The 23,339-nt window shown below is 71.9% G+C and carries 23 protein-coding genes; 11 read left to right on the top strand and 12 right to left on the bottom strand.

All coding sequences use genetic code 11. The features are described 5' to 3' along the window. Positions 1 to 83: 83 nt before the first annotated feature. Both OG568_RS03245 and OG568_RS03240 read right to left on the bottom strand, forming a co-directional pair. On the bottom strand, positions 84 to 920 hold the full coding sequence (locus tag OG568_RS03245) for an acyl-CoA thioesterase (RefSeq protein WP_329530177.1): 837 nt from the start codon (positions 918 to 920) through the stop codon (positions 84 to 86). A 53-nt stretch (positions 921 to 973) separates the two neighbouring features. Then, positions 974 to 2,002 carry a TIGR03617 family F420-dependent LLM class oxidoreductase gene (locus tag OG568_RS03240; protein WP_329530176.1) on the bottom strand — a complete coding sequence of 343 codons (1,029 nt, stop codon included), beginning with the start codon at positions 2,000 to 2,002 and terminating at the stop codon, positions 974 to 976. 53 nt (positions 2,003 to 2,055) lie between these two features. Between OG568_RS03240 and OG568_RS03235 the strand changes: the two genes are divergently transcribed. After that, the gene (locus OG568_RS03235; protein ID WP_329530175.1) at positions 2,056 to 2,862 is read left to right on the top strand and encodes an enoyl-CoA hydratase; all 807 of its coding nucleotides are present in this window, start codon (positions 2,056 to 2,058) and stop codon (positions 2,860 to 2,862) included. 26 nt (positions 2,863 to 2,888) lie between these two features. Next, the gene (locus OG568_RS03230; RefSeq protein ID WP_329530174.1) at positions 2,889 to 4,403 is read left to right on the top strand and encodes a carboxylesterase/lipase family protein; all 1,515 of its coding nucleotides are present in this window, start codon (positions 2,889 to 2,891) and stop codon (positions 4,401 to 4,403) included. Here the strand turns inward: OG568_RS03230 and OG568_RS03225 are convergent. The 4 genes from OG568_RS03225 to OG568_RS03210 form a co-directional block, all read right to left on the bottom strand. After that, complete coding sequence (locus OG568_RS03225; protein WP_329530173.1) at positions 4,394 to 5,176, bottom strand: acyl-CoA dehydrogenase family protein; 783 nt, start codon at positions 5,174 to 5,176, stop codon at positions 4,394 to 4,396. The two genes, OG568_RS03230 and OG568_RS03225, sit on opposite strands and share 10 nt — an antisense overlap. A gap of 6 nt (positions 5,177 to 5,182) precedes the next feature. After that, positions 5,183 to 6,283, bottom strand: coding sequence for an acyl-CoA dehydrogenase family protein (locus tag OG568_RS03220; RefSeq protein WP_329530172.1), 1,101 nt, complete (start codon positions 6,281 to 6,283; stop codon positions 5,183 to 5,185). Continuing rightward, on the bottom strand, positions 6,280 to 6,711 hold the full coding sequence (locus OG568_RS03215; protein WP_329530171.1) for a nuclear transport factor 2 family protein: 432 nt from the start codon (positions 6,709 to 6,711) through the stop codon (positions 6,280 to 6,282). The genes OG568_RS03220 and OG568_RS03215 overlap by 4 nt, the downstream gene beginning before the upstream one ends. Before the next feature lie 73 nt (positions 6,712 to 6,784). Beyond that, the gene (locus tag OG568_RS03210; protein ID WP_329530170.1) at positions 6,785 to 7,255 is read right to left on the bottom strand and encodes a pyridoxamine 5'-phosphate oxidase family protein; all 471 of its coding nucleotides are present in this window, start codon (positions 7,253 to 7,255) and stop codon (positions 6,785 to 6,787) included. A gap of 224 nt (positions 7,256 to 7,479) precedes the next feature. Between OG568_RS03210 and OG568_RS03205 the strand changes: the two genes are divergently transcribed. The 7 genes from OG568_RS03205 to OG568_RS03175 all read left to right on the top strand — a co-directional run bounded on the left by OG568_RS03205 (position 7,480) and on the right by OG568_RS03175 (position 13,738). Further along, the gene (locus tag OG568_RS03205) at positions 7,480 to 9,597 is read left to right on the top strand and encodes a branched-chain amino acid ABC transporter permease (RefSeq protein WP_329530169.1); all 2,118 of its coding nucleotides are present in this window, start codon (positions 7,480 to 7,482) and stop codon (positions 9,595 to 9,597) included. Further along, positions 9,578 to 10,288 carry an ABC transporter ATP-binding protein gene (locus OG568_RS03200; protein WP_266589598.1) on the top strand — a complete coding sequence of 237 codons (711 nt, stop codon included), beginning with the start codon at positions 9,578 to 9,580 and terminating at the stop codon, positions 10,286 to 10,288. Before OG568_RS03205 ends, OG568_RS03200 begins: the two co-directional genes overlap by 20 nt. Then, positions 10,285 to 10,992 carry an ABC transporter ATP-binding protein gene (locus OG568_RS03195; protein ID WP_329530168.1) on the top strand — a complete coding sequence of 236 codons (708 nt, stop codon included), beginning with the start codon at positions 10,285 to 10,287 and terminating at the stop codon, positions 10,990 to 10,992. The genes OG568_RS03200 and OG568_RS03195 overlap by 4 nt, the downstream gene beginning before the upstream one ends. Continuing rightward, the gene (locus OG568_RS03190; RefSeq protein WP_329530167.1) at positions 10,989 to 11,372 is read left to right on the top strand and encodes a hypothetical protein; all 384 of its coding nucleotides are present in this window, start codon (positions 10,989 to 10,991) and stop codon (positions 11,370 to 11,372) included. Before OG568_RS03195 ends, OG568_RS03190 begins: the two co-directional genes overlap by 4 nt. Beyond that, positions 11,338 to 11,655 carry a hypothetical protein gene (locus OG568_RS03185; protein WP_329530166.1) on the top strand — a complete coding sequence of 106 codons (318 nt, stop codon included), beginning with the start codon at positions 11,338 to 11,340 and terminating at the stop codon, positions 11,653 to 11,655. The genes OG568_RS03190 and OG568_RS03185 overlap by 35 nt, the downstream gene beginning before the upstream one ends. Before the next feature lie 62 nt (positions 11,656 to 11,717). Next, positions 11,718 to 13,013, top strand: a complete 1,296-nt coding sequence (locus OG568_RS03180) for an amidohydrolase family protein (RefSeq protein ID WP_329530165.1) — start codon at positions 11,718 to 11,720, stop codon at positions 13,011 to 13,013. Continuing rightward, on the top strand, positions 13,010 to 13,738 hold the full coding sequence (locus OG568_RS03175; protein WP_329530164.1) for an enoyl-CoA hydratase-related protein: 729 nt from the start codon (positions 13,010 to 13,012) through the stop codon (positions 13,736 to 13,738). Before OG568_RS03180 ends, OG568_RS03175 begins: the two co-directional genes overlap by 4 nt. Positions 13,739 to 13,811: 73 nt before the next feature. Here the strand turns inward: OG568_RS03175 and OG568_RS03170 are convergent, their stop codons facing one another. After that, the gene (locus OG568_RS03170) at positions 13,812 to 14,777 is read right to left on the bottom strand and encodes an enoyl-CoA hydratase/isomerase family protein (protein WP_329530163.1); all 966 of its coding nucleotides are present in this window, start codon (positions 14,775 to 14,777) and stop codon (positions 13,812 to 13,814) included. 74 nt (positions 14,778 to 14,851) lie between these two features. Here OG568_RS03170 and OG568_RS03165 point away from each other — a divergent pair, with 74 nt between their 5' ends. Both OG568_RS03165 and OG568_RS03160 read left to right on the top strand, forming a co-directional pair. Beyond that, on the top strand, positions 14,852 to 15,859 hold the full coding sequence (locus tag OG568_RS03165) for a CoA transferase (RefSeq protein WP_329530162.1): 1,008 nt from the start codon (positions 14,852 to 14,854) through the stop codon (positions 15,857 to 15,859). 1 nt (position 15,860) lies between these two features. Beyond that, positions 15,861 to 17,120, top strand: a complete 1,260-nt coding sequence (locus OG568_RS03160) for an amidohydrolase family protein (protein WP_329530161.1) — start codon at positions 15,861 to 15,863, stop codon at positions 17,118 to 17,120. Between the two features lie 12 nt (positions 17,121 to 17,132). On the opposite strand, the gene OG568_RS03155 is transcribed toward OG568_RS03160, so the two are convergent. The 5 genes from OG568_RS03155 to OG568_RS03135 form a co-directional block, all read right to left on the bottom strand. Continuing rightward, entirely contained in the window at positions 17,133 to 17,903 is a 771-nt protein-coding gene (locus OG568_RS03155; protein WP_329530160.1) for an SDR family NAD(P)-dependent oxidoreductase, read from the bottom strand. Between the two features lie 5 nt (positions 17,904 to 17,908). Next, complete coding sequence (locus tag OG568_RS03150) at positions 17,909 to 19,057, bottom strand: acyl-CoA dehydrogenase family protein (protein WP_329530159.1); 1,149 nt, start codon at positions 19,055 to 19,057, stop codon at positions 17,909 to 17,911. Between the two features lie 20 nt (positions 19,058 to 19,077). After that, the gene (locus OG568_RS03145) at positions 19,078 to 20,235 is read right to left on the bottom strand and encodes a thiolase family protein (protein ID WP_329530158.1); all 1,158 of its coding nucleotides are present in this window, start codon (positions 20,233 to 20,235) and stop codon (positions 19,078 to 19,080) included. A gap of 67 nt (positions 20,236 to 20,302) precedes the next feature. Further along, entirely contained in the window at positions 20,303 to 21,505 is a 1,203-nt protein-coding gene (locus OG568_RS03140; protein WP_329530157.1) for a CaiB/BaiF CoA transferase family protein, read from the bottom strand. Beyond that, the gene (locus OG568_RS03135; protein ID WP_329530156.1) at positions 21,495 to 23,084 is read right to left on the bottom strand and encodes a FadD3 family acyl-CoA ligase; all 1,590 of its coding nucleotides are present in this window, start codon (positions 23,082 to 23,084) and stop codon (positions 21,495 to 21,497) included. Before OG568_RS03135 ends, OG568_RS03140 begins: the two co-directional genes overlap by 11 nt. Positions 23,085 to 23,339 lie beyond the last annotated feature (255 nt).

The following is a 23,339-nucleotide window of genomic DNA, read 5'->3' as shown; positions in this document are numbered from 1 at the left end:
CGCCCCGGCGTATGGCGCGTGCCCGCGCCCGGGCCGGGGCGCCCCGCTGCTCGGCGCCCCTGACGAACCCCGCCGCCGGTGGATCAGCTTCGGAAGCCGACGCTGGACAAGCTCCGGAAGCGGAGCAGCGCCTCCTGGGCGTACGAGGCGACGAGAGCGCCATCCTCGGTCAGGACGTCCCCCCGGCCGAAGCAGCGGCCGTGGGCCAGGATCGGGCTGTGCTGGTGCAGCAGCAGCCAGTCCTCGGTGCGCGGCGGCCGGTGGAACCAGAGGCTGTGCGAGGTGACGGCGGAGGTGAACGCCGTGCGCGAGTCCCGCTGGGAGATCCCGTCGAGGCGGCGCACGGCGGTGCCGATGAGCGTCAGGTCGGTGGCGTACGCGATGAGCGCCGGGGCGAGTTCGGGGGCGACCTCCGGCGTGCGCATCCACAGGTCGTACTCGGGCGGCTCCGCCTTCGGGGACTCCAGGTTGGTGATCGACCGGGTCGTCCAGGGGATGAGGCCGAGGTCCACGTCGTGCTCCGCGCCGGGCACGGAGGGGACCTCGAAGTCGCTCTGCTGGTCGAGTCCGTCCTCCTCGGCGTGCAGGGACGCCGAGGCGGTGGCGATGACACCCGGCGTCTGCCGGGCGACGATCGTCAGCGTCGCGAAGGTGCCGCCCTCACGATGGCGCGTCACTTCGTAGCGCACGGGTTCGTCGGTCAGGCCCTCGCGCGGGAACTGGGCGTGCAGGGACTTGACGGCCTTGTCCGGGCAGGTGAGAGCGGCGACCCGGACGAACTGTGCGAGCAGCTGCCCGCCGAACAGCCGGTGATAGCTGAGGTGTTGGTTGGATCCCTCGAAGCCCGTGACGGGCTCGGGTGCCGAGGGGGCGGGGCGCAGCTCCAGGCAGGTGAGCAGGTCGTTCCAGAGGTCGGTCACAGGCACTCCCGGTGCGGTTCGGTGGGACGCGGCGGGCTGTGGTGCGGAGTGGTTCAGCAGGCGCGCAGACGCGCGACGAGGTCCATGGCGGCTTCACGGTCCAGGCTCGGCGGAGGGGTGAACGAGAGACGGGTCAGCAGCCCGCCGAAGCGTTCCGCCACTCGTGCGGGCAGCTCGTCCACGGGGGCGACGATCGCGAACGCGTCGACCATCTCGTCCGTGATCAGCCCCGCCATGTCCTGCCAGCGCCCCGCCTTCGACAGCGTGGTCAGCTCCTCGCTCGCGCCGTCCCATCCGTGCAGTGCGAAGACGCCCCGGTACGCCGGTGTGGACGCGTAGAAGGCGATACGGCCGCGGAGCACCGGGAGGGTCGTCTCGATCTCCTTGTCGGTGCCCGTGACGAGGAACGGGTTGCCCAGCACCTCGAAGCCGTCCAGGGACGCGCCCGCGCGTGCGCGCCCCTCGCGCAGGGCGGGCAGCGTCCGTTCGCGGATCCAGCGGGCGGTGGTGTAGCCGTGGCAGAGGAAGCCGTCCGCGACCTCACCCGCGACCCGGGGCATCAGGTCGCCGACGCCGGCGAGCAGCACGCTCGGCGGCCCGAAGGCGTGCGGGGGCGGGACGAAGTCCGGGGGCATCAGGGTGTGGCGGTAGTACTCGCCCTGGAAGTCCAGGGGGGTGCCGTCGTGCCACGACGACCAGATCGACCGCAGGGCGAGGACGTACTCGCGCATCTGCGCGGCCGGTCTGCCCCACAGCATGGAGAACCGGCGTACGACATGGGCCTTCACCTGGGAGCCGAGACCGAGCATGAACCGGCCGCGGCTGTGCCGTTGAAGGTCGTCGGCGGTGTGGGCGAGGGTCATCGGGGAGCGGGCGAGCGCCACCGCGATGGACGTGCCCAGGGCGATGCGTCCGGTCGCCCCGGCGGCGACGGCCAAGGGGAGGAAGGGGTCCTGGTTCACTTCTCCGGCCCACGCGGCGTCGTAGCCGTGGTCCTCGAGGGTGCGGGCCCGTGCCACGGCGTCCGACAATCCGCGGACCGTACCGTCGATTTTCATATGGCGATAGTAGGGTATGCACATTCCGAGAACGAGATTCTTGCAGCCGTGAGATTCTTTCGGGTGGAGGTGGCGTTTTGGCCGGGCGGGAGCCTGTCGTCCTTGTCGACGTCGAGGAGCGGATCGCGACGGTGACGCTCAACCGGCCCGAGGCGCGCAACGCGCTCAGCCGGGAGGTCACCTTCGCGCTGTGGGACGCGGTCACCGCCGCGGGCAAGGACCTCGACGTCGATGCCGTGATCCTGACCGGCGCGGACCCCGCGTTCTGCGCCGGGGTCGACCTCAAGGAGGTGTCGGGGGAGTCACCGCCCACCGCGACCCCGAGGGCGCCCGGCCAGGGGCCGGAGCGCGACAGCAACGGTCTCTTCCGCTTCCTGCCGGTGATCGGCAAGCCCGTCATCGGGGCCGTCAACGGCGTCGCGGTGACGGGCGGGCTCGAAGTGGCTCTGCAGTGCACGTTCCTGGTGGCGTCGCGGCGCGCCCGGTTCGCCGACACCCACGCCCGGCTCGGCATCATGCCGGGCGGCGGCGCGACCGTACTCCTCGCCCAGGCCGTCGGGCACCGGCGGGCCGTCGAGATGTCGCTCACCGGCAACTTCCTGACCGCCGAGGAGGCGCTCGGCCTCGGACTGGTCAACCATGTCGTGCCGCATGAGGAGTTGCTCCCCTTCACCCGTAAGCTGGCCGCCGACATCGTGAACAACGACCAGCGCGGCGTGCGCCGGTTGCTGCGGCACTACCGTCAGATCGCGGGCGTGGCCACCCTCGACGAGGCGCACCTCATCGAGGGCCACATGGCCGAGACCTGGCAGCCGGGGACCAGCGAGGTCGCCGCCCGGCGCGCCGACGTCACCGCGCGGGGACGGACACAGGCCCGGTCCTGACGTCACGGCAGGAGGGCACGGACGGTATGACGGCGTACGTCGTGGACACGACCGGCGGCAAGGTGCGGGGCGCCGAGATCGACGAGGGCGTCCTCGCCTGGCGCGGCATCCCCTACGCGGCCCCACCCGTGGGCCCGCTGCGCCTGCGGTTGCCGCAGCCGGCCGAGCCGTGGAGCGGCGCCCGCGACGCCCTCGCGTACGGGGCGCCCGCCCTGCAGCCACCGGCGCTGATCCCCGCCGGTACGACGAGCCCCGCCGACGCCCCCGTTCTGCCGGAGCCGTCGGAGGACTGCCTGTACGTCAATGTGACGGCCCCGGCCGACGCCGAGGGCCTTCCCGTGGTGCTGTGGATCCACGGCGGCGGCTATCAGGTCGGCGCCGGCAGCGACATCGCCGGGGACGGCCGTACCTTCGCACGCCGCCACGGCGTGGTCGTCGTGACGTTCAACTACCGGCTGGGCGCCCTTGGGTTCCTGGCCGTGGACGGGGAGGAACACACCGGCGCCTTCGGCCTGCACGACCAGATCGCCGCGCTGCGCTGGGTCCACGAGAACATCGCCGGCTTCGGCGGCGACCCGGACCGGATCACGCTCTACGGCCTGTCCGCCGGTGCCAAGTCCGTCGCCAACCTGCTGGCTTCACCCCTCACCCGAGGGGTGATCCACCGTGCCGCCTCGTCGAGCGGCGGGGCGGACCACGTCGCCGACCGGGCCCAGGACGCCGCGGTCGCCCGGCGGTTCCTGCGCGCGCTGGGAGCCGGAGCGGAACACCTCCGGAAGGTGAGCGCCGAGGAGATCCTCGATGCGCAGACGGCGCTCGGTGAGGGCGTACGGACCACCTGGCTGTGGCGCCCCTCCATCGACGGACTCGCCCTGACGGGCAAGCCCCTGGACGCCATCGCGGCGGGCGCCGCCGCGGGTGTCTCGCTGCTGGCCCAGACATGTGTCAACGAATGCGCCCTCTACCAATTGCTGGACCCCGAAGCGGCCGATCAGGCCGACCGGGTCCTCGAGGAGTCCTTCGGCGCCGCCGCACGTGACCGGATCCTCGCCGCCTACACGGCGGCCCGGCCCGAACTCGCCCTGGATCCGGTTCAGTTGCGCGTCGACGTCATGACCGACGAGCGGTACGGCATCCCCACGGCCCGCCTCGCGGACGCCCAGTCCGCGCACGCCCCCGTGTGGCGCTCCCGCTACGACGTGCCCCTGACCGGCCTCCCGCGGTCGGTCGCTCCTTCCGGCACGCTGCCGGCGTTCCACGGCACGGACGACGACGCCGTCTGGCTCGGCGGCCCGGGGGTCAACCAGCGGCTCCATGACGCCTGGGGAGCCTTCGTCACGACCGGCGTCCCCACTGCCGAGGGTCTACCGGACTGGCCCGCGTACTCCACCGCCAGGCGCGCCACCATGGTCTTCGACGCGGCCGGGGCCCACATCGTCGACGACCCCCGTGGCGCCCGACGCGCCGCCTGGGACGGCCGAGTGTGGCAGTCGGGCACCTGGTGGCCCCTCGACGGCTCCGGTGCCCAGCGTCACAGCTGAACAAGTCGCGGAGCCGAGCGGCCCTCTCGTACGAGTGCTCCGGCCTCCCGTGTCAACTCCCGTGCGCTGCCCAGCAGTCCGTCCAGAACGAGGGCACGTCGGACGTGTCGGTGCAGGTCGTGCTCGGCGGTGAAGCCGATCCCGCCGAGGACCTGCTGACAGCGCCGGGCGGCCGTCAGCGCCGCCTGTCCGGCCGCCGCCTTGGCGAGCAGGCAGCCGAGGTCGTCCTCGGCGGCCATGAGGGTCGCCTCGGCGCCGTCGAGCGCGACGAGGGTCTCGGCGAGCCGGTGCCGTACGGCCTGGAAAGAGGCGAGGGGACGGCCGAACTGGGTCCGGCCGAGCACGTGCGAGCGGGCGAGCGCGAGCATCGCCCGGCCGGTGCCCAGGAGCCACCAGCCGAGCGCCCGGCGTCCCGCGGCGAGCGGGAAGGGATCGCCGGCCGCGACGGTCCGCAGCGGCAGCTCGCCGTCGAGCGCGCCGCCCGCCTCGTCCGTGCGTTCCCACACGGCCCACGCGCCGCCCGTGTACGGCAGGGGCAGCGTGCCCCCGACGGCACGTCCCGCCGCGTGCAGCAGGACGTCGTTGAGCAGCGGCGCGTGCGCGCCGGTCTCGCCGAGCAGCCCGAAGGTGAGCGGGACCGCCACGTCCGGCACTTCCGTCAGCAGGTCGGACCAGCCGAGGTCGGCCAGGGCCGTGTCGAGGGCGCGACCCGACGCCGCCGTCATCGTCTTGCGGAGCGTCTGCGCGAACAGGTCCCGCTCGGCGGCATCCATCGTGTGTCAGTCCCTTCCCAGGTCCAGCAGCCGGCGGGCGATGATGTTGCGCTGGATCTCGGCGGTGCCGCCGTAGATGGTCGCCGCCCGCGAGTACAGATACTCCTCTCGCCACGGCGTGTCCGTCAGTTCCAGCACGCCGGGGAGCAGGTCCCGGGCGGTGTCGAAGAGTTGCTGCTCGGCGCCGGCCAGCAGCACCTTGTCGACCGAGGTCTCCGGGCCGAGCCGGGAGCCCGCCGCGAGGCGCCGCTGGGTGCCGTGGGAGCGGCAGCGCACGGTGTGCAGTGCCAGATAGGCGGCGCCCAGGGCCAGGTCCTCCCCGGGGTCATCCGGTTCGGCCAGCTCCGTGAGCAGTCGGTCGAGCCGGGTGTAGAGATGGGCGACGCGGTGCCAGAAGCAGGTGGAGCGCTCGTGCGGGAGCAGGTCCATCGCCAGCCGCCAGCCGTCCCCTGGACGGCCGAGCATCCGGTCGGCGGGGACGACCACGTCGTCGAAGAACACCTCGGCGAACTCGTCCACGCCGTGCATCGTGCGCAGCGGCCGCACGGTGATGCCAGGGGCGTCCATGTCGACGAAGAACGCGGTGATCCCGTCGTGGCCCGGCGCGGTGCGGGTGAGCAGGACACAGCGGGTCGCGTACTGCGCGAGGCTCGTCCACACCTTCTGGCCCGTCACCACCCAGTCCCCGTCCCGGGGGTCGGCCCGGGTGGTGAGGGAGGCGAGGTCGCTGCCCGAGCCGGGTTCGGAGAAGCCCTGGCACCACTGTTCCCGGCCGCCGAGCAGCAGCGGGACCATTTCCGCCGCCAGCTCCGGACGGGCGTACGAGATCATCGTCGGGGCGAGCACCTCGATCATCGAGTAGATGCCGGGCTCGGCCAGGCCCCGCGTGGCGACCTCCTCGCCGAGCACGGCCCGCAGTACGGCGGGCCCGCCGAGACCTCCCACCTCGGCGGGCCAGCCGTACCGCATCCAGTCCGCCTCGTAGAGCGCGCGCCGGACTCGGGCCAACTGCGCGACCTGGCCGTCGAGGGAGTGATCGGGCCCGGGGGAGAGGTCGTTCCCGTCGAGCCAGCGGCGCAGACCCGACCGGAACTCCGTGACGTTCATGCGCCCGGGCGTTCGAACGCGTGCGGGCGGCCCGAGTCGTGCGCTCCGCCGCGGCGGATGAACGTCATCGCCCGCGTACGCAGCCGCCAGCCGTCGGCGGTCCGCAGATAGGTGTCGTTGTAGTAGCCGATCCGCATGGCGTGGGTGGCGTGGTCGATGAAGCACAGCGGCTGGGTGCCGGTCGCGGTGTTCCCGTCCCCGTCTCCGTCCGTGGGCGGCTCGATCACGGCCGTACCCACCAGGAACAGACCCTTGGGCGCGGCGGCGACCAGTGCGGGGAACTCGTCGAGCCCGTAGGTGTCGCCGAAGGCGCTGTAGGTGCCGTCGGGGGTGAAGACCGCGAGCACCCCGTCGATGTCGCCCCGGGTCATGTGCACCGCGTAGCGGCCCAGCAGCTGCTGAATCTCCATCAGGTCGTCAATGGACAAGGACCCTTCCACCCTTCGGCGAGAATGGCATTCTCATTCATGAGCTGCAGGTTTCCATGTGTGGGTCATGGCGTCAACGGTCGCGGCGGAGCTTCGCGAAGTCCCAGCTCACGACCTTCTCCACGGCGAGCCGGAGCCAGCCGTGCCTCCCGTCGTACCGGAAGGTGCCGCCGCCCATGTACTTGTCCGCGAAGAGCTGTTCGGGGCCGACGAGCTCGTCCAGGAGGTCTCCCTCGCGGGGCGCCTCGCCGACGACCTCGGCGCTGCCCCGTAGTTCGACGCCGCGCAGGGCCATGAAGTCCGTGCCCCCGTCGTCGACGATCACGCTGAGCCGCCGATCGCGGTCCAGGTCGGTCCAGCGCTGGCTGCGCACCAGCGAGTTGAGCCACAGCGTGGACCCGTCCCACACGAACCACAGGGCGCTGACATGGGGATCTCCGTTCCGTCCGACGGTCGCGACCCGGCACAGCGGCTGGGTTCGCAGGAAGGTGTCCCGCTCGGTGTCGGTCATGGCGATCGCGGTTCCCCTGCGCTGGACGCTCATCGTCTCTCCCGCCTTTGTTTGAATGGTTGATTCTCCCTCAGTGAGAAGCTAGTTTCCACCAGTAGAGAGGAGGAGGCCCCTTGAATCAGCCCACACCCTTCGCCGCCCTGGGGGCGGTCGCCGAGTACGCCTCGCGGCAGATGGCACCACCGCCTCCCGGCCGACCGGCCGTGGAGACCGTTCGCCCTCGCCGGTCCCGGCGAGAGTGTGAGTGAAGGCCCGTCATGGAGCAGTTCCTCACCTTCGGGATCGTCGGCCTGAGCACCGCCGCGATCTACGCGGTCATCGGCAGCGGTCTGGTGCTCACCTACACGACGACCGGCGTCTTCAACTTCGCGCACGGTGCGGCGGGCATGCTGTCGGCCTTCACCTACTGGCAGCTCACCGGCGGCTGGGGCTGGCCGGTCCCGGTGGCGCTGGCCGTGGTCCTGCTCGTCCTCGCCCCGGCCTTCGGCCTGTTCGTCGAGAAAGCCGTCCTCAGACCCGTCCAGGCACTGGGCGAGGCGGAACGACTGGTCATGACGGTGGCCCTGCTCAGCGGACTCATCGCCGTCGCCCGGTGGATCTGGGACCCCAACGTGCCGCGGACCCTGCCGACGTTCTTCGCCGACCGGAAACCCTTCCACATCGGCTCGGCCGTGGTCACCTGGCACCAGGCCCTCACCATGGCCGTCGCGGTGCTGGTCGCGGTCGGCCTGCGGATCCTGCTCTACCGCACCCGCCCCGGCGCCGAGATGCGGGCGACCGTCGACGACCGCGCCCTGGTCGGGCTGACCGGAGCCCATCCCGTACGGGCCAACAAGACCGCCTGGATCCTCGGCACCCAACTCGCCGCGATCGGCGGCATCCTCATCGCCCCGACCGTCACCCTCGACGCCGCCCAGCTCTCGCTGCTGATCGTCAGCGCCTACACCGCGGCCATCTTCGGCCGGCTGCGCAGCGTGCCCCTCACCTTCGTCGGCGCGATCGTGGTCGGCTGCATGGAGAGTTATCTGACCGGCTATCTCCCGCAGAACGCCTACCTCCCGGGCCTCAGGCTGGCCGCCCCCGCGCTGCTGCTGTTCGTGGCCCTGCTGGCGTTCCCGCACCGGCGGCTGCGCGGCCGCGACCGCAAGCTGCGCCCGGTGCCGGTTCCGACGGCCCGCGGCACGGCCGCGTTTGCCGTCTGTGTCGTCGCGTTCGGCGCGGTGCTGGCCTCGGTCCTCGGCGAGGCCGACCTCATCACCTACGGCGCCATCTTCTCGCTCGGCGTGGTGGCCCTGTCGTACGTACCCCTGGCCGGGTACGCCGGCCAGATCTCGCTCTGCCAGCTGAGCATGGCCGGGATCGGGGCGGTCGTATGGGCCCACCTGGGCGCGCACGGGGAGTTCTGGGCCCTCGGAGCCGCGATCCTGGTCTCCGCGGTGGCCGGCGCCGTCGTCGCGCTGCCCGCGCTGCGGCTGTCCGGGGTGTACCTGGCGCTCGGGACCGCCGCCTTCGCGGTCGTCCTCGACCGGTGGATCTTCACCCTGCCGGCCTTCCACCTGTTCGGGATGCGGATCGCCCTGTTCGACCAGGGCTCGGTGGACGTCGCCGGACCCCGGCTCCTCGGCCTCGAAGTGGACACCCCGGCGAAGCAACTGGTGTTCGCGGCCGTCTGCCTCGCACTCGCCTCGCTGGTCGTGGCGGCGGTGCGCCGGGGCCGGTTCGGGCGGCGGCTGATCGCGCTGCGCGACAGCGAGGCCGCCTACGCGACCCTCGGCGGCAGCCTGCTGCGGGCCAAGGTTCTGGTGTTCGCGCTCTCCTCGGGCATCGCCGGGCTCGGCGGGGCGCTGTACGGAATGCAGCAGCGGTCCATCACCGCCGACCAGTTCAACCTGGTGGCGGGACTGCCGATCTTCCTCGTCGCGGTGGTCGGCGGCCTCGGCACGGTGGGCAACGGACTGTTCGCCGGGACCGCCTACATCGGCCCGACGAACGCGCTGGTCGCCGTCGCGCCCTGGGCACAGAACCTCGTCGCCCTGCTGCCGGGCCTTGCCGGCATCGGGCTGGGCCACAACCCCGACGGCATCGTGGTCCGCTTCCGCCGCGAGTGGGAGCCACTCGGCCGGGACCGGATCGCCCTGCCCGGCCTGCTGTGCGTGCTCGCCCTGCTGTGGGCACTGCGCCTCGGCGACCTGATCAACGGCTGGACGTTCCTGGGCTGTTCGGTGGCCGCGGGGGTGGCGCTGCGGATCTGGGCGACGGCCAGGCACACCACCGCCCCGACCGAACCGGAGGTTCCCGTCGAGTGGTGGGGACTGCGGCGCGCCTGGCGTCCCGAGGACAGGGAGGTGCTCGCCCGTGGCCTCGCTGCGGATTAGCGGAGTGACCGTCGCCTTCGGCGGCAACCGGGCTCTGGACGGCGTCGCCCTGACCGCCGAACCGGGCCGCGTGACCGGACTCATCGGCCCCAACGGAGCCGGCAAGAGCACCCTGTTCGACGTCGCCTCCGGACTGCGCAGGCCCTCCTCCGGACAGGTCTTCCTCGACGGACACGACGTCACCCGGACCAGCCCCGCGGGCCGCGCCCGGCGCGGACTGGCCCGCACCTTCCAGCGGCTGGAGCTCTTCGGCCGCCTCACCGTCCGCGACAACCTCCTCGTCGCGGCCGAACTCGGCCCCGACAGACGCCGGGCCCACCACGCCGTCACCGAGACCCTCACCAGGCTCGGCCTGACGCATCTCGCCGACAGTCCGCCCGACGCACTGCCCACCGGAGTCGGCCGCCTGGTCGAGGTCGGCCGCGCGATGGTCATCCGGCCCAAAGTGCTCCTCCTGGACGAACCCGCCGCCGGACAGGACAGCGAGGAGACCGAAAGGTTCGCCACGCTGCTGCGCTCGCTGACCGACGACGGCACGGCCGTGGTCCTCGTCGAACACGACATGAGCCTCGTCATGGGCGTGTGCGACGAGGTGTACGTACTCGATCTGGGCAAGGTCATCGCGTCCGGGCCGCCCGAGGTGATCCGGAACGACGAGACCGTCCTGGCGGCCTACCTGGGGGACGCGTGAGCGCCATTCTCGAACTGAGCGGCGTCCGTGCCGCCTACGACCGGATCACGGTCCTGCACGGCGTCGACCTCCAGGTCGCCCCCGGGCAGGTGGTGGCCCTGCTGGGCCCGAACGGCGCGGGCAAGACCACCACCCTGCGCGTCGCCTCCGGAGTCCATCCCCTCGCATCCGGCCGTCTCCTGCTGGGCGGCCGGGACATGACCGGCGCCGACCCCCGCGACCTGGCCCGCGCCGGGGTCTGTCTGATCCCCGAGGGCCGCGGCGTGTTCCCCAACCTGTCCGTCCGCGACAACCTCCTGATGATGACCTTCACCGGCCGCGGCCGAGCCGAGATCGAGGACATCGCCTTCCAGCGCTTCCCGATCCTCCGCCGCCGCGCCTCGCAGGCGGCCGGCACCCTCTCCGGCGGCGAGCAGCAGATGCTCGCCCTCGCCCGGGGCCTCGCCACCGACCCCGCCGTCCTCCTGCTCGACGAACTCTCCATGGGACTCGCCCCGTTGATCGTCGGCCGTCTCTACGAGCAGGTCGCCGAGATCGCCCGGCAGGGCGTGGCCGTCCTGGTGGTCGAGCAGTTCGCGGCCGCCGTCCTCGACATCGCCGACCACGCGGCCGTCCTCGTACGAGGACGGGTCCAACGGCAGGGCCACCCCGACGGCGGGCTGCGCGCCGAACTGTCCGCCCTCTACCTGGGGAGTTCCGCATGACCACCACCGAGCCGCGCGCGGACCGCTTCGTTCGAGAACTGGCGGTACTGAAGATCCCCGACCCGGCCGCCGCCCGGGCCACCCTCTGGCTGCGCCTCGGCGTCCTGCTGATGGTCGGCGGCCTGGTGCTCGGCGTGTCGGGCTACCTGGTGTCCCACGACACCGTCGACCCGCTCGTCCAGGGCGACGGACTCGCGCTCGGACTGGGAGGCATCTCCGCGACCGTGGTGGGCTCCGCGCTCTTCCTGCGGTACTCGCTGACCGGCTTCCTGCGGTTCTGGATGGCCCGCCAGTCCTACGACATCAACCTGCTCGCCGATCGCCTGCTCGAAAGGGACATCCACCATGACCCCACCGGCAACGACGCTGCGCCCCGGTGACCAGCTCGCCAGCGCCGTCTGCGGCACGCGGGTGGTCGTCGTCCGCGCCCCCGCCGACGGCTCGGCCCAGCTCGCCTGCGGGGGCAGCCCGATGGTCCCCGCGACCGGCGCGAAGCCGGCGCCGGGCGGCGTGGCCGAGGCCGTCACCCTCATCGGCAAGCGGTACGTGGATGCCGACGGGGCCCTCGAAGTGCTCTGCACCTCCTCCGGCACCGGCGAACTGAGCTGCGACGGCGTCCCGATGACCATCAAGGCGGCCAAGCCGCTGCCCGCCTCCGACTAGCCGTACGCCCTCAAGCCTCCCACCCGAGCCGCCTGCCTCCCCCTTCCGGAAGGGAACCCGTCATGGATCGAGACGATCTCATCCTCATCAGCGTCGACGACCACATCATCGAACCCCCCGACATGTTCGTGAACCACCTCCCCGAGCGGTACAAGGACGACGCGCCCCAGCTGGTCCACCAGGACGACGGCACCGACACCTGGACGTTCCGGGAGACCGTGATCCGCACCGCCGCGCTCAACGCGGTGGCCGGCCGGCCCAAGGAGGAGTACGGCCTCGAACCGCAGGCCCTCGACGAGATCCGTCCCGGTTGCTACGACGTGAACGAGCGCGTCGCCGACATGAACGCGGGCGGCATCCTCGCCCAGATGAACTTCCCGTCCTTCCCGGGGTTCGCGGCCAGGCTGTTCGCCACGGAGGACGCCGACTTCTCGCTCGCGCTCGTGCGGGCCTACAACGACTGGCACATCGACGAATGGTGCGGGGCGCATCCCGGCCGGTTCATCCCGATGGCGATCCCCGTCATCTGGGACGCCGAACTGTGCGCGGCGGAGGTGCGCCGGGTGGCGGCCAAGGGCTGTCACTCGCTGACGTTCACCGAGAACCCCGCGGTGCTCGGGTACCCGAGCTTCCACGACCCGTACTGGAACCCGCTCTGGCGTGCGCTGTCCGACACCGGCACCGTGCTGTCGGTGCACATCGGCTCCTCGGGCAAGCTGGCGATACCGGCGGTCGACTCGCCGCCCGACGTCATGATCACCCTGCAGCCGATGAACATCGTCTCGGCCGCCGCCGACCTGCTGTGGTCCCAGCCGGTCAAGGACTTCCCCGATCTGAAGATCGCCCTGTCGGAGGGCGGCACCGGCTGGATCCCCTACTTCCTGGAGCGCGTGGACCGCACCTTCGAGATGCACGCGGCCTGGACCCTCCAGGACTTCGGCGGGAAGCTGCCGTCGGAGGTCTTCAGGGAGCACTTCCTCACCTGCTTCATCAGTGACCCGATGGGGGTGAAACTCCGTCACGAGATCGGCATCGACAACATCGCCTGGGAGTGCGACTACCCGCACAGCGACTCGATGTGGCCGGAGGCGCCCGAGGAACTCATGGGCGTGATGGAGCGCTTCGACGTGCCCGACTCCGACATCGCCAAGATGACCCACGAGAACGCCATGCGCTGGTACTCCTTCGATCCCTTCACCCAAGTCCCGCGCGAGCAGGCCACGGTGGGGGCGCTGCGCAAGCGGGCCGAGGGCCACGACGTGTCCGTCCAGTCGCGCAGCCACCGTCTGATCGAACCCGCCGAGAAGCTGGAGGCGTACCGTTCCCGGGCGCGCGCGGCGACGGGTGCCGCCCGATGAGCGACCTGGTCCTGACCGAAGGGATCGGCAACGTCCTCGTCGCGACCCTGAACCGGCCCGAGGCCCGCAACGCGTTGAATCCGGAGCTGATCGACGACCTGTCGGACGTCCTGAGGGAGGCGGACGCCGACCCGGCGGTCCGGGTGATCGTCCTGACCGGCGCCGGCACGGTGTTCTGCGCGGGCATGGACCTCAAGGCGTTCGCGAAGGGCGGCGGCAAGTTCGACGGCCTGGTGTGGTTCTTCCGCGACGGCATCGGCACCCCCGTGATCGCGGCGCTGAACGGCTCCGCGCTCGGCGGTGGCTTCGAAATGGTGCTGGCCTGCGACCTGGTCGTCGCGGCCGAGGACGCCACGCTCGGGATCGCCGAGGTCAAGCGGGGCCTGTTCGCGGCCGGGGGCGGCACGACGCTCGCCGACCGGGTGCCGCTGGCGGTCGCCCTGGAAATGGGCCTGACCGGCGATCCGGTCACGGCCACGAAGGCCGAGCGGGCCGGCCTCGTGAACCGCGCCGTCCCCGTCGACCGGGTGCGGGAGGAGGCGCTCGCCCTGGCCGGGCGGATCGCCGCCAACGGTCCGCTGGGCGTCGCCATGACCAAGAAGCTGATACGGGAACGCCGCTGGGCCGAACCGGACGAGGTCATGTCGGTGTTCCGCAGCAAGGACGCGGCGGAGGGCGCCCGCGCCTTCGCGGAACGCAGGACGCCGGAGTGGACCGGCAGCTGACGCGCGGCGAGGCGGCGTTCGCCGCGGTGATCTCGCCGACCATCCTCCGCGGAAGTCGTGAGCACTTAACCGGTTAAGTGCTCACGACTTCCGGCACACATGCCCAGGGAGTCGACATTCCGTCGACCAGGCCCCATCTGAGCGCCTCCGCCGCGCTCAACGTGCCGCCCGACAGGGCGAGATACGCGGTGCGCTCCCTGCCGATGCGGACCGGGAGGCTCGCCGTGCCGCCCGCGCCCGGGATCAGCCCCATCCCGATCTCCGGCAACCGGATCGCCGTGTCCGGCGCGGCCAGCACCCGCCCCGCGAACGCCGCCAGCTCGATGCCGGCGCCGACACAGGCGCCGTGCAGATGCGCGGTCACCCGGGGCCCGCACTCCTGGAGCAGCGCGGCCGGACTGCGCCGCACCCGCAGCAGGTGGGCCCGCGCCGGATCGCGGGACGTCCCGAACTCCGCCAGGTCTCCTCCGCTGCAGAACGCGACACCGTTCCCGTACAGGTCGACACGCGCGATCGACGGATCCGCCACGGCGACGTGCAGCGCCTCGCACAGGGCGTCCCGGGTCCCGGCGTCGAACGCGTTCCGCACCCACGGCCGGTCGAAGGTGATGGCCAGCCGGTCGCCGTCACGGGACAGGCGTACGGGCTCGGCGGCAGGACGTGGAGTGCGCGGGTGCGCCGAGGCCAGCCAGGCGCGGAAGCCCGCACCGCTCTGCAGCATCGAGTAGGCGAGGGACTCGAGGACCAGCCGCTCGGGCGGAGGGACCCGACCGCCCATGCGGAGCACCTGCGTCAGCGCGACGGAGGCCGCCGGCTGCGCCGCGACGATCGCCGCGAGGCGCTGGGCGACGGCGTACGGGTCCGCGCATCCCACCCACGGGCGAGGGGGATCGGCGACACCGGTGAGCAGGACGTCGAACTCCGCGGCCGCGTGGACCGGTTGTGCCGCCACACCGACGAGAACCCGATCCTTCGCGGCGGCCCACACGGGCGCCTCTCGGTCGAGGTCGACCAGGTGGAAGGGCGAGTCCAAGGTCATGTCGTTCCCCTCCCCAACCGGCGGCGACTGGAGTGTAATGGGAGATCGCCACGACCGAGAAGGGGGTTCATGGAATGGAGAATGAGACTCTCCGGGGCTGGATGGAACCCGTCGAGCCGTTCCTCGGCCCCCTCCACGACGTGGCGAAGGCCTTCACCGGCCTCACCGGCGTGCCCGTCGACATACCGACCGCACTCTTCCTCCGCGCCGACCTCACCGGCCTCCCCCTCCCCGGCAGGGTCTCGGCCGGCGGCTCCTGCCACCTCCTCGAAACCGCCGACGGCTGGGCCGCCGTGAACCTGGCCCGCCCCGACGACCTGGCCGCGGTCCCCGCTCTCGTCGCGCTGCTCGGGGGAGCGAGGACGCAAGAACCGCACGAGGCGGCACGGCGAGTCGGGGCGGCCGAGGTCGCGGCACACGCGCAACTGCTCGGGATCGCGGCCGCCGCCCTCGGTTCGGCCCGCGGCACCCGCGCTCCCGTACCCGCCGAGCGAGGCGAGGCGGCGAGCCCACGTGAACCGGCCGGGCTGCGGATCGTCGACTTCTCGGCCCTGTGGGCGGGCCCCCTGTGCGCCCGGCTGTTGGGGGAGGCCGGGGCCCGGGTGGTGAAGGTGGAGAGCACGACCAGACGGGACGGCGCCCGCCACGGATCGCCCGCCTTCTACCGCTGGCTGCACGACGGACACGACAGCCTGGTGCTCGACTTCGCCTCCGGGGCACCCGCCGAGGTCGTGGCGGGAGCGGACGTCGTCATCGAGGCGTCGCGCCCGAGGGCACTGCGCAGACTCGGCATCCGCGCCGAGGAGTTCCTCGCGGCCCGCCCCGGCCGTGTCTGGCTGAGCATCACCGGCTACGGCCGCGACGAGGACCGTATCGCCTTCGGCGACGACGCGGCGGTCGCGGGCGGCCTCACCGGCCTCGACCGCGCCGGCGACCCGGTCTTCCTGGGCGACGCGCTCGCCGACCCCGTCACCGGCGTCTTCGCCGCCCACGCCGTCGCCCGCTCGCTGGCCGACGGCGGAGGAGAACTTCTCTGCCTCTCCATGGCCGCCTGTGCCGCCGTCCTCGCCGGCAGTCGTTGACGTGCTGATCAGGGACGTGGACGTCGAGGGCTTGGGCCGGGTGGACGTGCGGCTCGGGGGAGGACGGGTCGTCGGGATCGGCCGACGGCTTGCGGGGCGCGGCGATGTCGACGGCCGGGGTGGCGCGTTGCTGGTCGGCCTGCACGACCACCACGTCCATCTGGCGGCGCTGGCGGCCGAGGCCGCGTCCATCCGGGTCGGCCCGGCGGACGCGGGCGACAGGGAGGGACTGGTGGCCGCCCTGCGGCGGGGGGCGCCGGGGGAGTGGGTACGGGCCGTCGGCTACCACGAGAGCGTCGCGGGGGAGCTCGACCGACGGGTGCTCGACGGGTTCGCGCCCGATCGGCCGGTACGGGTCCAGCATCGCAGCGGGGCCCTGTGGGTGTGGAACAGCGCCGCGTTGCGGGCCGCCGGGCTGGACGGTGAGGGCGACGGGCGGTTCTGGAGGCAGGACGAGCGGTTGCGCGGGTTCGCTCCGCCCGTACGGCTGGATCTGCGCGGCGTGGGGGCCCGGGCGGCGGCGTACGGGATCACCGGATTCACCAACGCGGATCCGCTTCCGGGGAAGGGTCTGCCGGAGCTGCTGTCGGTGCTGCCGCAGCGGCTCGTCGTGATGGGGGCCGGCGACGCGCCCGTGAAGTTCCTGCTCGACGACGCGACCCTGCCGACGCCGGACGAACTCGCGGCGTCCATGGCGGCGGTACGGCCCCGCCCGGTGGCTGTGCACTGTGTGACGCGGGTGCAGTTGCTCGTGACGCTGCTCGCCCTGGACGAGGCCGGGCCGGTCACGGGCGATCGGATCGAGCACGGGTCGGTGATCCCGGCCGAGACGATGCCCTGGCTCGCGCGGCTCGGCGTGACGGTCGTGACGCAGCCGCACTTTCCCGTGGAGCGGGGACGGGAGTACGCGACCGATGTGGAGCCTGACGACCAGGCTCACCTGTACCGCTGCCGGTCCCTGGCCGAGGCGGGGATTCCGCTCGCCGCCGGGACCGACGCACCGTTCGGGACCGCCGACCCCTGGGCGGCCATGCGGGCGGCCGTCGAGCGGGCCGGCGGGGAGGCGATGGACCGGCGGGCGGCCATGGACCTCTTCGCGGGCGAGCCCCGACACCCGTCACGGGCACGGCGGTTGACGGTCGGCGCGGTCGCCGACCTGTGCCTCCTGCACGTACCGCTGAAGGAAGCACTCGACCTCATGTCCGCCGACGTCGTACGCGCGACCTTCATCGGCGGACGGCGGATCACGCCGCCGGAGTGAACACGTGGGGCGCTACACGCTGTATCCGCCGTCCACCCCCAGCGCCTGCCCGGTGATGAAGCCGGCGCGGTCCGAGGCCAGGAACGCCACCGCCTCCGCGATGTCCTTCGCCTCGCCGAAGCGGCGCAGCGGGATGTTGCGCCGGGTGATCTCCAGGGCCGCCGTGTCGAGTTCCCCGGAGCTGATCAGACGGGCGGCGATGCCGTCGGTCAGCATGCCGGGGCCGACACAGTTCACACGGACGCCGTAGCGGCCCTCCTCGGCGGCCAGCGCCCGCGCCACCGCCTCGACCGCTCCCTTCGTGCCCGACGACAGCCCGTCGCGCACGGGGAACCGGCGGGTGGCCACGGTGGTGACGGCGACGATCGTGCCCCGCGTCTCCCGCAGCCGGGGCAGCGCGGGATGGACGAGGTGGAAGAACGCCATTGCGTCCGCGTCGAGTTGGGCCCGGTACTGACTCGGCGTCACCTTGCTGAGGTGCACCATCGGCACGTGCGGGCCCGCCGCGTACACGAGCGTGTGCAGGCCCCCGAAGGCGTCGGACGCCTCGGCGACCGCGTCCGCCGTGTCCTGCTCGTCGCCCAGGTCGAGGCGGAGCGCGAGGACTTGGCGCCCGTACGCCTTCACCTCGGCGGCGAGGGCGTCGGCCCCGGCCCTGCTGGTGCGGTACGTGAACGCCACGTCGCTGCCGCGCTCGGCCAGCACGCGCACGACGGCCGCGCCGATACCGCCGGTGCCGCCCGCGACGAACGCGACGCCGGTCCTGCTGGAGAAGTCCGCCATGATGCTCACAGTCCCAGGGATTTGGCGATGATGACCTTCATGACCTCGCTCGTGCCGGCGTAGATGCGGGTGATGCGCGCATCCGCGTACAGCCGGGCGATGGGGTACTCCAGGATGTACCCGTACCCCCCGAAGAGTTGCAGACAACGGTCGACCGCCCGCGCCTGCATCTCCGTGCAGAACAGTTTCACCTTGGCCGCGTCCGCTCCGGAGAGTGCGCCGTCGACGAGCTCGCGCACCGCCCGGTCGAGCATCGTCTGCGCGGCCTCGATCTCGGCGGCCACCGCGGCGAGTTCGAACTTCGTGTTCTGGAAGGAGGCGACTCGGGTCCCGAACACCTGCCGCTCCTTGACGTACTCGAGCGTGGTGTCGAGCGCCGCCTTCGCCTGCGCGACCGAGCCGACCGCCACCGTCATCCGCTCCTGGGGGAGGTTGTGGCCGAGATAGCCGAAGGCCGCGCCCTCCTCGCCGAGCCGGTTGGCGACCGGGACCCGCACATCGTCGAAGGACAGCTCCACGGTGTCCTGCACCTTGATGCCCATCTTGTCGAGCACCCGGCCGCGGGCGAACCCGGGCATGCCGTCCTCCACGACCAGCAGGGTCAGGCCCGCCCGCCGGTTGTCGGGATCGGTCGACGTACGCGCCACGACGATCACCAGGTCGGCGAGGAGGCCGCCGGTGATGAACGTCTTGGCCCCGTTGAGGACGTACGAGTCCCCGTCGCGTACGGCGGTGGTGCGGATGCCCGCGAGATCGGAGCCCGTGCCCGGTTCGGTCATGGCGACGGCGGTCAGCAGCCGGCCCGCCGCGAGCCCGGGGAACCAGCGCTCGCGCTGGTCCTCGTCGGCGTAGGCGAGGAAGTACGGCAGGACGACGTCGAGTTGGGTGCGAACGGTGCCGAGCGTGACCAGGGCGCGGGCCGCTTCCTCCTGGAGCACGACGTTGTAGCGGTAGTCGTGCAGACCCGCTCCGCCGTACGCCTCCGGTAGGGAGATGCCCAGCACCCCGAGCGAGCCGAGCTGCTCGAAGAGCTCGCGCGGCAGCCGGCCCGTGTCCTCCCACTCCGTGTAGTGGGGGACCACCTCCTTCGCCACGAAGCGCCGGACGAGCTGACGGAACGCCTCGTGGTCGGGGGTGAAGAGTTCTCGGCGCACGACGTCCTCCGTGAAGGTGCTCAGGATGCGGGGGATACGAGCTCTACGAGGGTCGCGTTGGCGGTGCCACCGCCCTCGCACATGGTCTGCAGGCCGTAGCGGATCCCGTGGTCGCGCATGTGGTGGACCATGCGGGTCATCAGCACCGCCCCCGACGCGCCGAGCGGATGGCCGAGCGCGATCGCGCCGCCCAGCGGATTGAGCAGCGCGGGGTCGGCGCCGGTCTCGGCGAGCCAGGCCAGGGGTACGGGTGCGAAGGCCTCGTTCACCTCGAAGACGCCGACCTCCCGCAGACCCACGTCCGCCTTGCGCAGCACCTTCTCGGTCGCGGGGATCGGGCCCGTGAGCATGAGCACCGGGTCGGATCCGGTTACCACGCCCGCGCGGTAGCGCACGAGCGGCGTCAGCCCCAGTTCACGTGCCTTCTCCGGTGTCGTCACCAGCAGCGCCGCCGCCCCGTCGGAGATCTGGGAGGCGTTGCCCGCGTGGATCACACCGTCCTCGATGAACGCAGGCCTGAGCTTGGCGAGGGTCTCGACGCTCGTACCGCGCCGGATGCCCTCGTCGAGGGCCACCGTCGTCGCCCCCTCGGTCGACACGGCGGTGATCTGGGCCTCGAAGGCACCGGCGTCCCGCGCCGCCGCGGCCCGCTCGTGCGACAGCGCCGAGAACGCGTCGAGCCGCTCCCGCGAGAAGCCCCACTTCCGCGCGATCTTCTCGGCCGAGATGCCCTGGTTGAAGGAGAAGTCCTGGTAGCGGGTGAGGACCTGGGGTCCGTACGGCATGCCGGTGGAGCGCGCGGCCCCGAGCGGGACCCGGCTCATCACCTCGACTCCGCCCGCCACGACGACGTCCTGCTGGCCGGACATGACCGCCTGCGCGGCGAAGTCCAGTGCCTGCTGGCTCGACCCGCAGGCCCGGTTGACCGTGCTGCCCGGGACGCTCTCGGGCCAGCCCGCGGCCAGCACCGCATAGCGCCCGATATTGCTCGACTGGTCCCCGACCTGGGAGACACAGCCCCAGATCACGTCGTCCACGACCTGCGGATCGATCCCCGTCCGCTCGACGAGCGCGCCCAGCACGACCGCGGAGAGGTCGGCGGCGTGCATGCCGGACAGTCCGCCGTTCCGCTTGCCCACGGCGGTGCGGACCGCCTCCACGATCACTGCTTCCCGCATGTCGACCCTTCCGATCGTTGCCCCTGAGATGTCCGCGCCGGAACAGAACGCGTCACCGGCTCCTCGCTCACCGCAGCTCTCCCTCGGCGTTGATCCCCAGCTCGGCGAGGACGGCCGCGGTGTGTTCACCGAGGGCCGGGATCGGCCCCATCGGCTGCTCGTAGCCGGAGATGACCGGGGGCGGCAGCAGCGCAGGTACCGGACCGACCGGCGTCTCGATCTGGCGCCAGCGGTCGCGGGCCGTCAGGTGCGGGTGCGTGACGACGTCGCCGGGGGTGTTGTAGCGGGAGTTCCCGATCCCCGCGGCATCCGCACGGTCCTGGACGTACGCCAGATCGTGGCGCGCGCACCACGCGCCGAGCTCCGCGTCGAGGAGCTCACTGTGCGCGACCCGGCCGGAGTTGCTCCGGAAGCGCTCGTCGTCCGCCAGATCGGGGCGGCCGAGCAGCTCGCGCGCGAGCCGCCGCCACTCGCCGTCGTTGGTGGTGCCGAGGACGACGGTGTGACCGTCGGCCGTAGGATAGGCGCCGTACGGCGCCACCGCGGGCGAGCCCATGCCCTTCGGCTCCTGGTCCACGCCCGTGTGCCGGGTGTAGGTCAGCGAGTAGCCCATCAACTCCGTCATGGTGTCGAACAGGCTGACCGCGGCGGAGGTGGGCCCCCGCACCTGGCCGCGCTCCTTCCCGCAGAGCAGCGCCATGATCGACAGAGCGGCGTACAGACCGGTGCTCACATCGGCCATCGGCGGCCCCGCCTTGGCCGGCGCGCCCGGTCGGCCGGTGGTCGCGCACGCGCCCGACTCGGCCTGGACCAGCAGGTCGTAGGCGCGCTTGTGGGAGAGTGGCCCGCCGGGCCCGTACCCGTCGATCTCCACCGCGATGAGCTCGGGATGGCTCACGGCCAGGTCGGCGGGGGCGATGCCGAGTTTCGCGGTCGCCCCGGGCGCGAGGTTGGAGACCAGGACATCGGCGCGGTCGAGCAGCCGGCGCAGCACCGCCATCCCGGCCGGGGACTTGAGGTCCAGGGCGACCGACTCCTTGCCCCGGTTGAGCCAGACGAAGTGGGCCGCGAGGCCGCCCACCACGTCGTCGTAGTGCCGGGCGAAGTCGCCGCCCCGAGGGTTCTCCACCTTGATCACCCGCGCCCCGAAGTCTCCTAGCGTGCGGGTGCACATGGGAGCCGACACCGCCTGCTCCAGAGTCACCACGGTGATGCCCGCGAGGGGACCGGCCGAGCCGTGTCCTGACGCGTCCACACGATCAGTTGTCACTCGGCCCGCTCCAATCGCGCCGCAGCCCGTCCTTGAGCACCTTCTGGCTGGCGTTACGGGGCAGCGCGTCGACGAACCGGACATGCCGCGGGACCTTGAAGTTGGCCATGTTCTCGCGCGCCCACGCGACGACGTCGGCCTCGGTGAGCCGGTGGCCCGGCCGCACGACGAGGAAGGCGCAGCCGACCTCACCGAGACGCTCGTCCGGCACTCCGATGACGGCGGCCTGCTCGATGGCCTCGTTCCCGAGCAGCAACCTCTCGATCTCGGCCGGATAGGCGTTGAAACCGCCGACGATGTACAGGTCCTTCTTGCGGTCGACGATGGAGAGGTTCCCCCTCTCGTCGAGGCGCCCGACATCACCGGTGTGCAGCCAGCCCTCGGCGTCGATGGCCGTGGCGGTGGCCTCCGGGTCGTCCCAGTACCCGCGCGTGACGTTGTAGCCGCGCACCAGGACCTCCCCGTCGTGCCCGGTGGGAACAGCCAGGCCCCGGTCGTCGACGATGCTCACCTCGACGTCCGGGACGGCCCGTCCCGTGGTCCGCGCGACCGTCTCCTCCGAGTCCCCGATCCGGGTGGTCGTCACCAACGCCGTCGACTCCGTCAGCCCGTACGCGCTCATCACGATGTCGAAGGACAGGCCCGACTTCATGGCGCGGATCAGCGATTCCGGAATGACGGTGCCGCCCGTCATGGACACCCGCAGCGAGGAAAGGTCGAACGCGGCACGGTCCGGATGATTGACCAGGTCCTGGAAAATGGTCGGAGGCCCCAGGAGAATGCTGACCCGTTCCCGGCCGATGATCTCGAGCGCGTGCCGTGCGTCGAAGGTACGCATGGGGATGACCGTCACGCCATGGATCAGGGAAGCGAGCCAGCCCGCTTTGTAACCGAAGCAGTGGAAGAACGGCGGGATGATCAGAAAGCTGTCCGAATGCGAGAACGTGTATTCCTCGGACATCCAGCCATAGGCGCGCAGGGACTGTCCATGGGTCAGGACGACACCCTTGGGATGACCGGTGGTGCCGGAGGTGAACATCACGTCGGACACGTCGTCCGGAGCAAGCCGGTCGATCAAGTCGTGGGCCGTGGACGGAGATTCGGCCTCTCCCGCGCGAAGGAAGTCCTCCCACGCGAGGTCCGCCGCGCCCTGGGGACCGAGAATCGACACCGTCCTGCGCAACGCGGGCAGATCCGGATCGGCGTTCCTCAGCCCGGCTATGTAGTCATTGCCGAGGAAGGACGAGGCGAAGACGGCCTTCGCCCCGGACTTGCGCAGAATGTAGGAGATCTCCGGTGCCTTGAACCTCGTGTTGAGCGGCACCACGATGCCCCCGGCGCCCTGGATGCCGAGCGCGGCCACGATCCACTCGGCGGAGTTCGGAGCGCACAGACCGACACGGTCCCCCGGCTCGACCCCCAGCGCGACGGCGGCCTTCACGGCCCGGACCATCTGCCGCTCCAGCTCACGGAAACTCCACCGGCGGCCCTCGTCGACGAGGGCCGGCGCGTCGGCGAATTGCTTGGCGGCAACTCTGATCACATGGGGAATACTCCGGTATTCGAGGTCGTATCGCACGGGTGAGCTCCCATCGGACATGAAATCCCGCTGATCCAGGCCCTAGGGCCTGTCCGGCGGATCATGCCGCAGACGCGGGGCTTGGCACGCCCATCTGCGGCGTTGTCGTCACTCGCCGACTCCCCCACTCTCGACTTCTCCCCCAGTGCCTTAAGGGCCTGGGAGGTACCCCCAGAGCGGGGGGACCCCCATCGCGTCGACTCCCTCCTCCGCCTTGCAGCTGCACGCACCAAGCCCCGCTCACCAGCGTCGATG

The organism is Streptomyces sp. NBC_01450, from assembly GCF_036227505.1.
Classification (GTDB): Bacteria; Actinomycetota; Actinomycetes; order Streptomycetales; family Streptomycetaceae; genus Streptomyces.
This window is presented reverse-complemented; position numbering and strand designations above follow the sequence as displayed.